Origin of the sequence: Sulfitobacter sp. TBRI5, assembly GCF_051013555.1 — a bacterium.
Taxonomy (GTDB): Bacteria; Pseudomonadota; Alphaproteobacteria; order Rhodobacterales; family Rhodobacteraceae; genus JL08.
In genome coordinates, this window is record NZ_CP112884.1 from 2,549,831 (window position 1) to 2,563,464 (window position 13,634).

At 56.5% G+C, this 13,634-nt stretch carries 10 protein-coding genes and 2 pseudogenes; 8 read left to right on the forward strand and 4 right to left on the reverse strand.

Annotated features, from left to right (window positions below; all coding sequences use genetic code 11):
* Positions 1-63: 63 nt before the first annotated feature.
* The 3 genes from OLX72_RS12835 to OLX72_RS12845 all read right to left on the reverse strand — a co-directional run bounded on the left by OLX72_RS12835 (position 64) and on the right by OLX72_RS12845 (position 3,735).
* On the reverse strand, positions 64-843 hold the full coding sequence (locus OLX72_RS12835) for a hypothetical protein (RefSeq protein ID WP_433988818.1): 780 nt from the start codon (positions 841-843) through the stop codon (positions 64-66).
* 311 nt (positions 844-1,154) lie between these two features.
* Positions 1,155-2,465 carry an adenylate/guanylate cyclase domain-containing protein gene (locus tag OLX72_RS12840; protein WP_433988819.1) on the reverse strand — a complete coding sequence of 437 codons (1,311 nt, stop codon included), beginning with the start codon at positions 2,463-2,465 and terminating at the stop codon, positions 1,155-1,157.
* Positions 2,466-2,922: 457 nt separating this feature from the next.
* On the reverse strand, positions 2,923-3,735 hold the full coding sequence (locus OLX72_RS12845; protein WP_433988820.1) for a helix-turn-helix domain-containing protein: 813 nt from the start codon (positions 3,733-3,735) through the stop codon (positions 2,923-2,925).
* On the opposite strand from OLX72_RS12845, the gene OLX72_RS12850 reads away from it, so the two are divergent.
* The 7 genes and pseudogenes from OLX72_RS12850 to OLX72_RS12880 form a co-directional block, all read left to right on the forward strand.
* Positions 3,616-5,439 carry an ABC transporter substrate-binding protein gene (locus OLX72_RS12850; protein ID WP_433988821.1) on the forward strand — a complete coding sequence of 608 codons (1,824 nt, stop codon included), beginning with the start codon at positions 3,616-3,618 and terminating at the stop codon, positions 5,437-5,439. The genes OLX72_RS12845 and OLX72_RS12850 overlap by 120 nt on opposite strands.
* Positions 5,440-5,520: 81 nt before the next feature.
* Positions 5,521-6,465, forward strand: coding sequence for an ABC transporter permease (locus OLX72_RS12855; RefSeq protein WP_433988822.1), 945 nt, complete (start codon positions 5,521-5,523; stop codon positions 6,463-6,465).
* A complete protein-coding gene (locus OLX72_RS12860; RefSeq protein WP_433988823.1) occupies positions 6,446-7,336 on the forward strand; it encodes an ABC transporter permease in 891 nt (296 codons plus the stop codon). Before OLX72_RS12855 ends, OLX72_RS12860 begins: the two co-directional genes overlap by 20 nt.
* Positions 7,333-9,348: a dipeptide ABC transporter ATP-binding protein gene (locus OLX72_RS12865; protein WP_433988824.1), complete on the forward strand. Its 2,016-nt coding sequence runs from the start codon at positions 7,333-7,335 to the stop codon at positions 9,346-9,348. Before OLX72_RS12860 ends, OLX72_RS12865 begins: the two co-directional genes overlap by 4 nt.
* Before the next feature lie 39 nt (positions 9,349-9,387).
* Positions 9,388-10,812, forward strand: a complete 1,425-nt coding sequence (locus OLX72_RS12870) for a C69 family dipeptidase (RefSeq protein WP_433988825.1) — start codon at positions 9,388-9,390, stop codon at positions 10,810-10,812.
* Positions 10,813-10,973: 161 nt separating this feature from the next.
* Entirely contained in the window at positions 10,974-12,020 is a 1,047-nt protein-coding gene (locus OLX72_RS12875; protein WP_433988826.1) for a serine hydrolase domain-containing protein, read from the forward strand.
* Between the two features lie 123 nt (positions 12,021-12,143).
* A pseudogene (locus OLX72_RS12880) lies at positions 12,144-12,854 on the forward strand (alpha/beta fold hydrolase); the annotation flags it as partial.
* A gap of 169 nt (positions 12,855-13,023) precedes the next feature.
* Here OLX72_RS12880 and OLX72_RS12885 read toward each other — a convergent pair.
* Positions 13,024-13,242, reverse strand: a pseudogene (locus OLX72_RS12885) (GDCCVxC domain-containing (seleno)protein).
* A 122-nt stretch (positions 13,243-13,364) separates the two neighbouring features.
* Here OLX72_RS12885 and OLX72_RS12890 point away from each other — a divergent pair.
* Positions 13,365-13,583 (forward strand): hypothetical protein, encoded by a 219-nt coding sequence (locus OLX72_RS12890; protein ID WP_433988827.1) that lies wholly within the window; start codon positions 13,365-13,367, stop codon positions 13,581-13,583.
* The last annotated feature ends 51 nt before the right edge of the window (positions 13,584-13,634 follow it).

Sequence of the window (13,634 nt, forward strand, 5' to 3'; positions counted from 1 at the left end):
CGCGATCAAAAATAGACGTTTTCTCGACTTTTCATACAGTCTAGGGACAAAACGGCCGTTCATTCATAGCTGTGGTTTGTGTCGCCCTAAAGCGATGAGCGTTCGCTCGTATAGACGAGAAAAAAGTGCCCCTGAGAGGTTCCGCCAGGTAATCGGAATAAGAAGGACAAGGCCATGGCCCCGCGAGAAGCCAGGATTGCGCAACTTGAAGAACTGTACGTCGGGCGGATTAGTCTGCTGATTGAGATGTTTTTCTTGCGGCGTTTCGATGGTCACCCATCCGACGTTGCGCACAAATGGGTCAGCTGGAAGGACCGCTGGATCAGGGAAACTCTCTATGAGCTGACGCGCGATTTCTCGAATACCGTTGGGCATCTCAATATCTGGATGTGGGTATACTCGCGGAAAATACTTACAGAACAGGTGATAGCTTGACGTGTGAACGAGAGTGCCGAGATAGTAGACAGGAGTGAATGGATGGCTGAGTTTTTCGATCAGGGCGCGAACAATTCCGAAGCCGTAGGTTGCGCCGCGTCCGCGGCACTCAGGCATTAGGCCAGCCTCAGCCCGTAGCACGATTGCGTTGCGCCCATGGACTTGGCGTCGATAACGGTGAACCGCACAATAGCCAATGACACTTTGGTCTGCCGCGCAGTAAAGCTGGATTGCTGTCGTTTCTGCAGGCGGTTCTATCACGTGGCGATGAAACTCTTCGGCGGAAACACCTGCGAATATCTTTTGATGTACAGAATAGAGTTGTTGTGACAACACGTTACGTTCAGAGTCCGATAGTTGTGCCGGCTTGACCACCCGGCCTCGGGTAATCTCAGATATTTTTTGCATGGGGCAATCCACATCCAGTTTGCGGTCAAATTTGGTGCCAGGGTGCGGAGATGTCTGCATTGGGCGGATTGTGTAAAAAACTCATAAAATCCCCACTCCAATTTTCCGCCAAATTCCGTTGCACCGAAAAAAGTGGCCCTATTTGCCTGGCGAGGGTAGTTAGAGACGCATATATCGCCAAAGCACTGATTTGGTCGGCCCTCAGCCAAAATCTTCAAAAGGCGCTCCATGGCGAAGTTTTTCGCATTTACTTCGAGAAACCAGAGTTTTTCAACACAATCAACCCAAAGCAATAGTTGGGTCGGGTTTAGTCAGTGACCGATTTTCTTACGCTCAGGCCCACCAGTCAGCCTGAAGACCTCCAGTGGTTCGCGAAGGCCCTTCAGGCTTAGCTCGCCTCGCGATTCAACCCAAAAATCGCCCTCTACTGCTATACTTGCCTTTGGGCTTAGTAATATCTCACCATCTTCTGCTACATCGCATAAGCGCGAGGCAAGATTGATCGCTGTTCCAGAGGCGGTATAATCAAACCGACCTTCGAAACCAACCATGCCAACCGTCGCATATCCGAGCGATACACCGACCCCGAAACCCAGCTTGTAGCCCATGCGCTTCCATTTATTGGACAACCCAGCCATCCGTGCGCGCATTGCGAGTGCCAACCGGACCGCGTCTCCTGCAGGATCATCACAGGTCAGCGGGTCATTGAACAAAACCATGATGCCATCGCCCATGCGGTGATCAACCCCAGCTCCATGCACGTTAATGAGCCTGCCCATTTCCTCGTGATAGGTCTGCAAGACCTCTATGGTTTCCTCTGGCTCCGCCGTTTCGCAAAATGCGGTGAACCCGCGAATATCGCAAAATAGCACACCGAGTAACGCGCGATGGCTGGACAACAGCTTGTCCGCACCCCGACTGATTACTGTTTCCGCTACAGCCGCCGGTAAGAACCGCTTGAGCCGTCCCATTCGTTCGAGTTCACCGACCTGTTCGTCGACCCGGTCAGTGAGTTCCGCGTTTAATGACTCCAGTGCCTTGAACTGGCGCACGTTCTCGATAGCGATTACCGCCTGCCTGGCAAAAGATTCGATCAAATTTACTTCCGCGTCGGAAAAAGAGCGAACTTCTGTCCGGATGATGCTGATGCATCCAAACGCGGTTCCGTTCTCCAAAAGCGGTACAACCAGCCGACTACGAATCCCGACCTTGTCAACCAGCTTGCTAGCGACAGGGTCACCATCCAGATAATACGGGTCTTCCCGAATATCAGCCACATTTATAGTGCGCGAGCCGACAAGGCATCTCCCCATAGCGGAAATTGTCTCAAACGGAAATTCCAAACCGACTGAAACCACAACTTCATTCTCTGAATTTTCCGCTTGAGCTGTACTTTCCAATCTTGTGACGTCACCCTCATCGCTCAACAGCCACAATCCAGCGCCGGTAGCATCGCACAACTTGACGGAATTACGGGTTATCGCATCTAGCACCGGTTGTTCGTCGTCCCGGTTTTGGCTGATAACTCCAAGAATTTCTCTCGTCGCGGCGTCCCGCTCGCGTAATCTGTCGACCTCGGCGCGCAGGCTGGCGATTTGGCATTCCATCGTTTGGGCCTGCATACGCGGTGCTCCAAGAAACTACTTTCCTCGGAAGCATAGACGGTCAGGCGAAGTGTGACCATCTTGCTCTCGAAGCGAGGATTTTTATTGGCGGCTTAGTCCGGCAGAGCGGAAGTAGACCAATTTTTCGTCAGTGTCCGCTCTTCTGGTAAGCGGTCGTTCATAACCAAAAATTCAAATTTCCAGTCATGAACGGCTGCTTAACGCGACGAATCGGTCATCAGAGAAGAACAGTCGAATGACTGCATCGAGCCCATTCTGTGAATTTGAATTTCTCGCTGCGCGCGCTCGCAGAAACAATAACTCCGCGATGCAGTGAATTTCCAGACGCACCGCATTTGGAAGAGCGGTCATTCGTCAAGATTGCGGTAGGGTCTAATCAGGCAAAACCGGATCAGATGGACGGAGCGGATGTTGCAACCGGTTGTAGCAGAGGACAGCGCGATCCTGAGTGTATTTACAACTCCTCTACATCAAGAACGAAGTGACCAGGCTCTATCCGGTTTTGGATCAGATCAACAACGTCTGCTGGAACGTCCGGATCATCAGGTTCGAATAGTCCGATCCTGCGAAGCGCCTTGCGCGCGTTGATGTCCCTGCCAAGATACTCAAGCAATACCTTCGACGCACCCGGGCGACGCCCTTTTCGCAACGGTGCTCCGGTTTGGATGCCGACAAGCCTGTCAACACGGCTGTGATAGGTCGGATAGTAGATCGACTGGGAAATAGAATTGCTTTGCAGCGCCTCATATTCAATCAATTGAATCCGATCCCCAAGATGGAACACAACCCCAAGGTATTTGTTGATCGTAATAGACCGCTGATTGCCAGGTTCCCTGAGTATCTCGATGTTTTTGGTGTAATAACGCTGGTCCTCGGCAGAAATCCGTAGCAGCGATTTCACAATCATGCCCGGATAACCGAAGGCGAAAAAGTAGCGGTAGTAATAGCCAACATATCGTTCAAGACTGAGGCTTGAGCGAAAAATCGCGTCCAGATGTCCCAATGGACCAGCAAGTGCAGCCTCGGTTACAGGGCGCTTGCGAACCTCGAAGATCTTCTGAAAATCAACGGGGTCAAGCAAAAGCTCGGCTTCTGACACGCCAAACAGATCACAAATTCGCCGCATATTGGCGCGCGACGGGCGCACATGGCCGCTGAGATACTTGTTGAACTGCTGGCGGTTGATACCAATTTGCCGGCATGTTTCAGCAATGGAGGGGTAGAACCCGCAAAGAAAGCCAAGGTTTTCGGACAAAGCTGTTTTCATGACTCCATTAGCACTCTGAAGCACTATCAGTGTCAAGTTGCGAATGCATGCGAAGTCGACATATTTGATCAAAAGTGCTCCACTTCGTCCAAAGGCCAACCGAGGCATGTGAGTGCTCAGGTGCGCAGAAGCAAAATCAGCAGGAGGTTTAAGATGACATTCAAAGGTACAAGCCGGCGCGAATTTCTCGCAGGGACAACAGCGGCCGGGGCTCTTCTCCTTGCTCCGGGCCTTGGCGGCCCGGCGATGGCGCAATCCGGCGGGCTGCGTTTGAGGATGCCGGCCGATGACGAAATTCTTGATCCTGGCTACATGGTGGGCGGCACTGAAGTCTCGGCGCAAAAGCAATGCCTGCCGTTCCTCGCGGAATATGACACGGTTGATGGTGAGGTATCCTGGCGACCGACCTACTATGTGACACGACTTGAGCACAGCGATCCCACTCGTATCGAGTTCGAACTTACTGAGGGGCTGACCTGGTCAGATGGCTACGGGCCGGTAAAGGCATCCGACGTCAAGTTTTCCTTCGAACGGATGAAGGACACCGACTGGTCCGGCTATTTCGAAGCCCTCGATCATGTCGAAGTAACCGGTGATCGCACCGGCACCATTGTCTTGAACACGCCTTTTGCGCCCTTCATTCTGGTGACACTCTGTCACGGGCCGGGCGCGGTGTTGTGCGAACAGGCAGTTAAGGATGTCGGCGGCAAATTTACCACAAAGTTTCCTGCGATTTGTGGGCCTTATCGCTATGAGGCGGTGCCGGGCCAGCGCGTGACTTTCACACCTAATCCTGATTGGACAGGCCCAAAACCAGCGGTGGATTCTGTTGTCGTGCAGGTTGTGGGCGAGGAAAAAGCGGCGAATCTCGCTTTTGAGGCGGGCGAGCTGGACTGCACGGATATCGGCACTGACACTTTGGCCCGGTACCAAAAAACGCCACCGGAAGGCGCCGAAATCAACATCGCGGGTGAGTTGCGCTACATGTGGATGGGAATGAACACCGAACATCCCAAGCTTGAGGACATCAAGGTCCGGCAAGCCATCCAACACGCGGTTGATGTGGATTCAATCCTCGCCGGGGCCTATTCAAACACAACCAGAAAATCCAACGGCATCATCTGCCCCGGCCTCCTGGGCCAGCGTGACGCGACAAAATCATACAGCTACGATCCGCAAAAGGCGCGTGACCTTCTTGCCGAAGCGGGTGTGGCCGGTCTCGAACTAACATTGCGATGCGAGAATGTTCAGGACCGTCTGCTGACGGCACAGATCATTCAGGCCAATCTGGCCGCGGTTGGAATAATCGCAAATATTATGCCAATGGAAGATGGGGCCTTCTGGGAGATGGGGAGCGAGGAAGCTGGCGACGTCTGGAAGGACCTTGAGATTTGGATCATGCAGTTCTTCACCACCCCCGATCCCTATGAAGCAACGCAATGGTTCGTGTCCAACCAGGTCGGTATCTGGAACTGGGAACGCTGGACGAACGAGGAATATGACAGACTCTATGCCGAAGGCATTGCCGAGCAGGACTTGGAGAAACGCAAATCCATCTATCTGCGGATGCAGGACATCATGGAAGAAACCGGCGCCTATGTCTGGATCAACCATGAGCCAACCGCCTATGTCCATCGCGCGGGCGTAACGATTAGCACCGCGCCGTCTGGCGAGCTTGATTATCGCAGGTTCGAATTTGCCTGATGTAAACCCGGTTCGGCCAATTGGCCGGACCGGGATCTTGGCAGGATCGGCTCATTCCAAACTCTGTTTTGAGGAGACAAGATGATCCTCTACGCGATCAAGCGCGTTGGCCTGTCGGTGATTGTGATCTTGCTGGTTGTGCTGGTGCTATTTGCGCTGTTGCATCTTATTCCGGGCGATCCGGCGACAATTGCATTGGGGCCGCGTGCCAGCCCCGAAACAATCGCGCGGTTTACCGAGAAAATGCACCTGAACGAGCCGGTCTGGAACCAATTCCTGATTTTTGTTGGCAATCTGGCCATCGGTGATCTGGGCGAGGACGTGTTTTCCAATCGACCGGTCACACAGATTATCGGTGAAAATATCGGATTTTCGCTATCGCTCGGTGCCGCCGGGCTTGGCTGGGCGATCCTCCTTGGCATCCCTCTGGGCTGTCTCGCGGCCCTGCGTCCGAACTCGGCACTTGACCGGATCACCGGGATCATTTCCGTTGGCACCATAGCGGTGCCATCCTTTGTGGTTGCGATCTGGTCGCTCTTGTTCTTTTCGGTCATGTTGCGGTGGCTGCCGGCTATTGGGGCCGGAGAGCCCGGCCAACTTGGGGATCAGCTTCTCCATTTGATCCTGCCAGCCTTCGCACTGGGGCTGGGCTGGGTCGGTTACCTGTCCCGAATGGTGCGCGCGTCGCTGCTGGAAGTGATGCACGAAGACTACATCCGCTCTGCCAATGCGTTCGGTCTGCGCCCCCGCGATGTCATCATCAACTATGCCCTGCGGGTCGCGATCCTGCCGACGATCACCCTCATCGGCCTCGGGTTCGGCGGGTTGATCTCTTCCACGGTCTTCGCCGAGGTGATCTTTGCCCGACCCGGGCTTGGCAAGCTGCTCTACGACATGGTGTCAGCCCGCAACTTTCCTGTTGTTCAGGGGGCGGTGCTGGCGACGACCTGCCTCTATATCACATTCGTTCTTGTTGCTGATCTCATCATAGCCTGGATTGATCCCCGTGTCCGTGAAGCCCTCTGACCCGCAAGCGCCCGAAGGCGCACAGCGCCATGGTGGCACACGCCTGCGCCAGTTTCTGGGCAGCTGGAAGGCGATGCTTGGGCTGATCCTAGTGGTGCTGTTCATCGCCAGCGCACTGTTTGCACCGTTTCTTGCCCCCTATGACCCGAATGCGCTCGACATACCGGCGCGCCTGTCCGTGCCGACGGCCACACATTGGGCGGGCACCGACCAGCTTGGGCGCGATACGTTCTCGCGGTTGATATTCGGGGGCCGGGTTGCCCTGAAGATCGCTGTCATCGGGGTCTCTGTAGCGTTGTCTGCCGGTCTGATCCTTGGCATGATCGCAGGCTATGGCCCCAAATGGCTCGATAACCTGCTGCTTCTGGCGTTCGACACGGTTCTGGCCTTTCCGACAATAGTTCTGGCACTGGCCACCGTTGCGCTGGTCGGGCCGAGCCTGGAACTGGTGCTGATCATCGTTATCGTTTCTACCACGCCGGGTTATGCCCGTATGGCACGCACCTCGACGTTGGCCCTGAAAAACGATGAATACATTCTGGCGGAGCGCTCGCTTGGGGCCAGCACGCCGAGGATCCTGATCCATCACGTCCTGCCCAATGTGGTGGGGCCGCTGTTGATCCTTGCCGCGATGGATGTCCCTGTCGTGGTGACGATCGAAGCCGGGCTCAGCTTTCTCGGGCTGGGTGTTTTGCCACCCATGGCAAGCTGGGGCACGATCCTGAACGAAGGCTATCTGGTGATCCGCGACGCACCCTTTATGGTGGTCGCGGCAGGTATTCCGCTGGTCCTGACCACGCTCGGGTTCACATTCCTGGGCGAGGCCCTGCGCGACATTTTCGATCCGCGCATGGGGAAAGGCCGGTCATGAGCGCGCCGCATCTCGATATCCGTGGCCTTTCGGTGAATTTCTCCACGCCGCATGGCCCCATTCACGCCCTGCGCGATGTCAGCTTCGCAGTTCCCAAAAACAGCGTCGTTGGCATTGTCGGAGAAAGCGGGTCGGGTAAAAGCACGGTCTTGTGGTCCATTCTTGGCCTGCTTTCGGCAAATGCCAGTATCACCGATGGCGAGGTACTGTTCGAGGGGCGCGACATGCTGCGTCAGGATGCCACCGCGCTTCGCGCCGCGCGCGGGCAGGATATGTCAGTGGTCTTTCAGAACCCTATGGCTTCGCAAATCCCGGTTCTGACCTATGGTCGGCAGATGCTGGATATCCTCTATCGCAAGCGCGATCTGAGCGCCGCTGACAAGCGCGCCCTGGCGGTGGACATGATGGACCGCGTCGGCATTCCGGACCCGGCGACCCGGATCGATCAGTATCCGCACCACTTTTCCGGCGGCATGCGTCAGCGTGCGGGGATTGCGATGGCGCTGTTGCCGCGGCCACGTCTGTTGCTGGCGGACGAGCCGACAACGGCACTGGATGTGACAATGGAAGCCCAAGTGATCCACCTGATGCGCGATCTGGCCGCTGAGCTGGAGACGACGGTGCTGGTGGTGTCGCACAACCTCGGCCTGATCGCCGAAATGTGCGATCATGTTGTTGTCATGTATGCCGGTGAAGTGCTGGAAACCGGACCCGTCCACGAGATTTTCCACAACGCCCGCCATCCCTATACCCGCGCGCTTCTGGAGTGTGATCCGGCCCGCATTCTGCAAAAGACCCGGCACCTGCCGGTAATCAAGGGAAATTTACCCGATCTCGGTATGCCACCACAGGGCTGCATCTTTGCGCCGCGCTGCACGCAGGTTCTGGCGCGGTGCACAACCGATGCCCCCTTGCCACAGACCAGCAAGTTGGAACATTCGGTGCGGTGCCATGCGCCTTGTGATGCGCAAACCGCCCGGGCCGTCACACCCGATCAACCGACATCCGCCGGCGTGCCTCAGCCCATGCCGGACACTCAGCCGCTTCTCGAGGTGCCGATGCTGAACGTTCGGTTTCGCACGGTCGGGCCGATACGCGCCGCGCTGAACCGGATCGCGGATTCTTACGTCGATGGGGTTCTGGATGCCGGGCTTGTGGTGAACCGGGGCGAAACGCTTGGTCTTGTCGGCGAAAGCGGCTCGGGCAAGACGACGTTGGGCCGTGCGATTCTCAATCTCACATACTCAAACGCCGGGTCGGTCAGGTTCGAAGGCCGCGAAATCCGCAATCTGCGTGAACGCGATTTCAAACCGCTTCGTCGTGACATGGCAATGATGTTTCAGGATGCCATCGGATCACTGAGTCGTCGCAAATCGGTCCGGTCCCTGATCACCGAGCCATTTATCATCCAAGGTGTCAGCGGCCTTGATCTGAACGCCGAGGCTGGGCGGCTTGCCGATCTGGTGCAATTGCCGAGGTCGTTCCTGTCACGCTACCCGCACGAACTTTCGGGTGGGCAGGCGCGACGCGTGGGGGTTGCCCGCGCGCTCGCACTCAATCCCAAGCTCATCATCGCGGATGAACCGACGGCTGGTCTCGACGTTTCGGTACAGGGCGAGATCCTGAACCTGATGGCTGACCTACAGTCAGAGAAGGGGCTAAGTTATCTTCTGATCACCCATAACCTGGCGGTTGTGCGCCATGTCAGCGACCGGTTGGCGATCATGTATATGGGCCGGATCGTTGAGCAGGGCGACGCCGAAGCTATTTTCGCCCGCCCGGCGCACCCATATACGCATGCACTGGTGTCGGGTGTGCCACAGCCTGATCCCGATCTGCGCAGCACCGTTGCCCCCCTTCGTGGCGAAGTGCCCAGCCTTCTGAACCGTCCGGCGGGATGTGAATTTGCCTCACGCTGCCCTTTTACAAAAGACAAATGCAAGACAATCAAACCGGCACAGTCGATGGCTCCGGACGGACGCACTTACGCATGTCATTTCCCGCTGATCTGACGCCCCCTGCAAACAGCCCTGAACGAAAGACCAGAAAACATGAGCTACGGCATCTACATCGGGAAGAACCATAGCAGTACCGGGCACGCCTGGCTGGCAGGGTATGGCGACGAACCGTCAAGCCATTGGCTGGAGATCGTTCCGCGCCGCAGCCATCCTGACACGGCCACGATCACTGTTGGCATGACGCCCGAGGCTGATCTGCCGGGGCGGCTGAGCACGATCCCGCAAGTCGCCGAGACTGCGCGGCACCTGCGGGTCAGCTACAGCTACTATCTGGGCGCGCCATCACCCCTGACCAATGGCGGGTTGAACGAACACGGGGTCGCGGTGCGCGACATCTGGGCGCCGTCGCGCCCCGAGCTGATTGCCCTTACACCAGCTGAGCAGACCGGGCCGAACTATTCTGATCTGGCGCGGATCATTCTGGAGCGCGCCCATAGCGCCCGTGAAGGCGTTGACATCATTGAGGATATGATCGCAACCCATGGCTATTCCAGCTACGGTGGCAACTCGCATATAATTGCAGATACCGACGAGGCCTGGGTGGTCATCGAATTTGCCGGTGGCCTTGGGCTCTGGGTCGCTGAACGTCTGGGACCCGACAGTATCCGTGCGTCACGCCCCGGATATATTGGCCGGATCCCGATGGAACCGAGTGAAGATTTTCACTTTCCATCACATTTCATTACGACAGCGATTGACCGAGGCTGGTACGATCCGGGATCAGGCGCCTTTGACGTGAATGCGGTTTACGGCGATGGCAAGGGCCGCTGGGACGGCGTGCAATGGATCGAAACAGAGATGCAGGCCCGTGCAGCGCGGGCGGAAAAGATCAGCCAGCCGGACGTCATATGGGCGATAAGCACCGAAAAGCTGACCGGCGATACAGCCGGTTATGGCCAGGTTGTGCCGCTTCTTGACCCATCAGATGATGCGCTGCGACTGCTGTGGCATGCACCGGTTGGCCCGGTCACCGCGCCGCTTGTCCCGGTGTTCATCGGCCAGACGGACGTTCCGGTCGAATATGGGCTGCACAGATATCTTAAGACAGGCGAAAGCAGCCGGTTTCTGGACCACCGCCACGACGACGAACCGGGCCGGATTTCGACCGTGCCGCAAAATCGCGAGGTCACTCGCTCGGCGTTTCAGGTGCAAAAGCGCCTGATGCATCTGGCGTTTCGCCTGGGGCCAGTCACCCTGAGGGACATCCGGGCGCATTGGCGGGCGATGGAGGCCGGATTGGCGGAGGAATTGCCAGATATTGTGGCCTCAGCCGAGATCCTGATGGCGGCCGGTCGGACGGACCTTGCGGCACAGGCTCTGACGCGTTTCAGTTCGCAGGCCCTCTCGCTTGCCTTGCAAGATGCCGAGGCGTTATCTGCGGCATATGAAGTTTTGCTTCGTAACGCTGGCGGCCTGAAAGACGGTGGGTCGGCGATGGTTCCCGAACAGATATGGTAACCTCGGACTCCGGTGACACAGCCGGGCGCGCAGGCTCTGATAGGGCACATGAGCCCGGGCAGGTTCCACGCCTTGACTGGGATCGGGGGCCGTGGAACCACTGGACCTTTCAGAATATTGACCTGATCCTGCCAACCGCACCGATCCGTAAAGGCCCCCAAGTGACGGCCCTGCCGCAGGCTACAGGGTCATTGAATGCCTTCGGCTACCGTGGTGCAGACGGAGCGCCGACAACCTTCGGCCAGATGCTTGAAGAAACCTATACCGATGCGATGTTTGTCTGGAAAGACGGGCAGTGTCTTCACGAAAGCTACCACAACGCGATGAGCCCTCAGACATTGCACCTGCTTCAGTCAGTTTCAAAGTCGATTACAGCGACAGCGGCCGCTTGTCTTTTTGCAGAACAGATCATAGACCCTTCGGCACCCATTACAGAATATTTTCCCGAGCTTGAAAAAACCGCGTGGAACGGGGCGAGCGTTCAACATGTCCTGGATATGACATCGGGCGTGGCGTTCAACGAAACCTATGAGGCGCGCGATAGCGACATTGGCAAAATGGACTTTGCTGCCGGGTGGAAACCTGCGCCGCCCGGTGTGGACGTGACATCCTGGCCGGGTTGTATCCGGGACCAGATATTGTCTCTTACCGACGCCGATGCGGGCCATGGGCAACGCTTCTGCTATCGGTCAATCGAGACGGAAGTTCTGGCACATGCCATGGAGCGAGTCACCGGGCAGTCTCTCGCCGACATCATTTCCGACCGGTTGTGGAAGCCGCTGGGCTGTGAGGAAGATGCGAACATCACCGTTGATGCGACGGGTTACGGCCTTGCCTGCGGTGGTATCAGTGCGACGCTGCGCGATCTGGCCCGTTTTGCGCTTGCTCTGGTAAATAATGGGGACGTTGGGGGTCGAAACGTTCTCCCGCGCGCCTGGATTGCCGATATAAGGCACGGAAACCATGGCCTTTTTGACGAAGAGTCGCGTCAGGATTTCCCCAACGGGCGCTACAGGAACCAGTTTTGGATTGAAGATGTCAGCGGCGAACGACATCTGTGTTTGGGCGTGTTTGGCCAACTGATCTTTGTCTCGCCTGAATCTAGTTTCATTGCGGTCAAGCTCTCTTCATGGCCGAGCTTCTCAGACACAAAATGTCTCAATAGCACTTTGGCCGCGCTCCATGCCGTTGAAACCGGGTTTTCGTAAGCGTTTGCGAAATAGGGGAAAAAGCTAACAACGCCCTTTTTGGGACCGATGTTGTGACTCTCTGGAAACAGGCTACGACATGCAAGCAGTGAAAGTGCAGTTGCTGTTGCCGGGAGCTACGGGGGTATCCGCGGTTACGTTGCGTTGGGGGCCGAACTTCAATCCCTAGGACTGGGAATTGCGGGCATGAACCCCAGAGGGTGCGGGGGCAGCCAGGCCTCTCTCGACGACGTAACGCTAGGAGATCTGGCTCAAGATGTGATCAATGTATTGAGCGCCGTCTGCGTCGTGCCAACGCTCCTGATTGGACATGCCGGCGGGAATCGAGTGGCGCGTATGGCAGCGAGTATGCGGCCCGATCTGATTAAGGGCGTTGTGCTTCTGGCCGCAGGCGGAATGGTGCCTCCCGATCGGGAGGCGCAAGCGGCGCTGTCTCAGTTGATTTCGGGTAACGCCGACAGGGCTGAACGGCTAAGACTTTACCGCATAGCGATGTTTGCGCCCGCAAGTGTAATTCCGCACGAATATCTCGACGTACCAGACCGTTCAGTTGAATTCGGCCGAGCATTTGCCGCGGCTTTGGAAGCCACTCCCGTATCTACTTGGTGGTCGGGTGGTAGCTGCCCGATACTGGTCATTCAAGGTTTGCAGGATCGCATCGCTCCTCCTGCCAACGGCCATCATCTGAAAACTGAGTTCCCAGATCGCGTTGAGGTCGTCGATCTGGACGGTGCAGGACATGCCCTCTGCACCGAAAGGCCGAGAGAGATCGCGGCGCTTGTTGCGGACTTCGCGCGGCGCATTTGGGCTGGGGAGCAGTCGACACCTCGATGACAGCCAATCCACAATTGAGACATTCGTTGTGACTGCAGCGAACGTCCGCTGCTGGTGAAAGCGATCATTGAGAGCCAAAATTCGAATTTGCAGCCATGAAGGACTGCTTTACCAGCAGCAGACAGTCACCAAATTTCGGTGAATGACTGCATCGAGCCCAGAGGGGCCATTACCCGCAGCAGTTTTTTCCTTCTTGGATAGGTGAGCAAGCTACCGTTCCGTAGGAGCAAAAAACACAGCAATCTCCGGGCAACGGTTTCATAACGGCTTTGCATGAAGCGCATTCGTAGAACTACTGACAGGCATCTGATGGCATGGTCTCGACTGCGGCATGGCCGCACTCAGGACAGGAGATTTCGCTTTCCAACTTTATGTTTAGGTCATTCATGGTGTCACATCAGGGTTATGAGAAAGTCATTGATACGGGCTTCGTTAAAAACGATCACCCATGCGAGTGCGGCCAGAACGGTGCTTCCGAGCAGCCAATCCGCCCATGTTGTGGGTGAAGCCATGAGCGGGCAAAAGTGGTTCGATGTCGGTATATTCGATGAGGCGCACAAGACCGCAGGACGTGAAGGTGGTCGGTTCAGCTATGCGCTTGAGGATGCCAACCTGCCCATAGCCAAGCGCGTGTTCATGACCGCGACACCTCGGCACTATGACGTTCGCAACAAAGACAAGGAAGGCGACAAGAAGCTCGTCTATTCGATGGACGTGCCAGAGGTATAAGCCTGAGAGTTCGCGCCACAGCCAAGTTAGCACGCGTCTCTGCCTCTCTCA

What these genes read in the sequence shown, in the direction of transcription:
- OLX72_RS12835 (WP_433988818.1), bottom strand. Translation starts at nt 843, where the DNA reads ATGCAAAAAATATCTGAGATTACCCGAGGCCGGGTGGTCAAGCCGGCA.
- OLX72_RS12855 (WP_433988822.1), top strand. Translation starts at nt 5,521, where the DNA reads ATGATCCTCTACGCGATCAAGCGCGTTGGCCTGTCGGTGATTGTGATC.
- OLX72_RS12850 (WP_433988821.1), top strand. Translation starts at nt 3,616, where the DNA reads ATGGCCGCTGAGATACTTGTTGAACTGCTGGCGGTTGATACCAATTTG.
- OLX72_RS12870 (WP_433988825.1), top strand. Translation starts at nt 9,388, where the DNA reads ATGAGCTACGGCATCTACATCGGGAAGAACCATAGCAGTACCGGGCAC.
- OLX72_RS12865 (WP_433988824.1), top strand. Translation starts at nt 7,333, where the DNA reads ATGAGCGCGCCGCATCTCGATATCCGTGGCCTTTCGGTGAATTTCTCC.
- OLX72_RS12840 (WP_433988819.1), bottom strand. Translation starts at nt 2,465, where the DNA reads ATGCAGGCCCAAACGATGGAATGCCAAATCGCCAGCCTGCGCGCCGAG.
- OLX72_RS12890 (WP_433988827.1), top strand. Translation starts at nt 13,365, where the DNA reads ATGAGCGGGCAAAAGTGGTTCGATGTCGGTATATTCGATGAGGCGCAC.
- OLX72_RS12845 (WP_433988820.1), bottom strand. Translation starts at nt 3,735, where the DNA reads ATGAAAACAGCTTTGTCCGAAAACCTTGGCTTTCTTTGCGGGTTCTAC.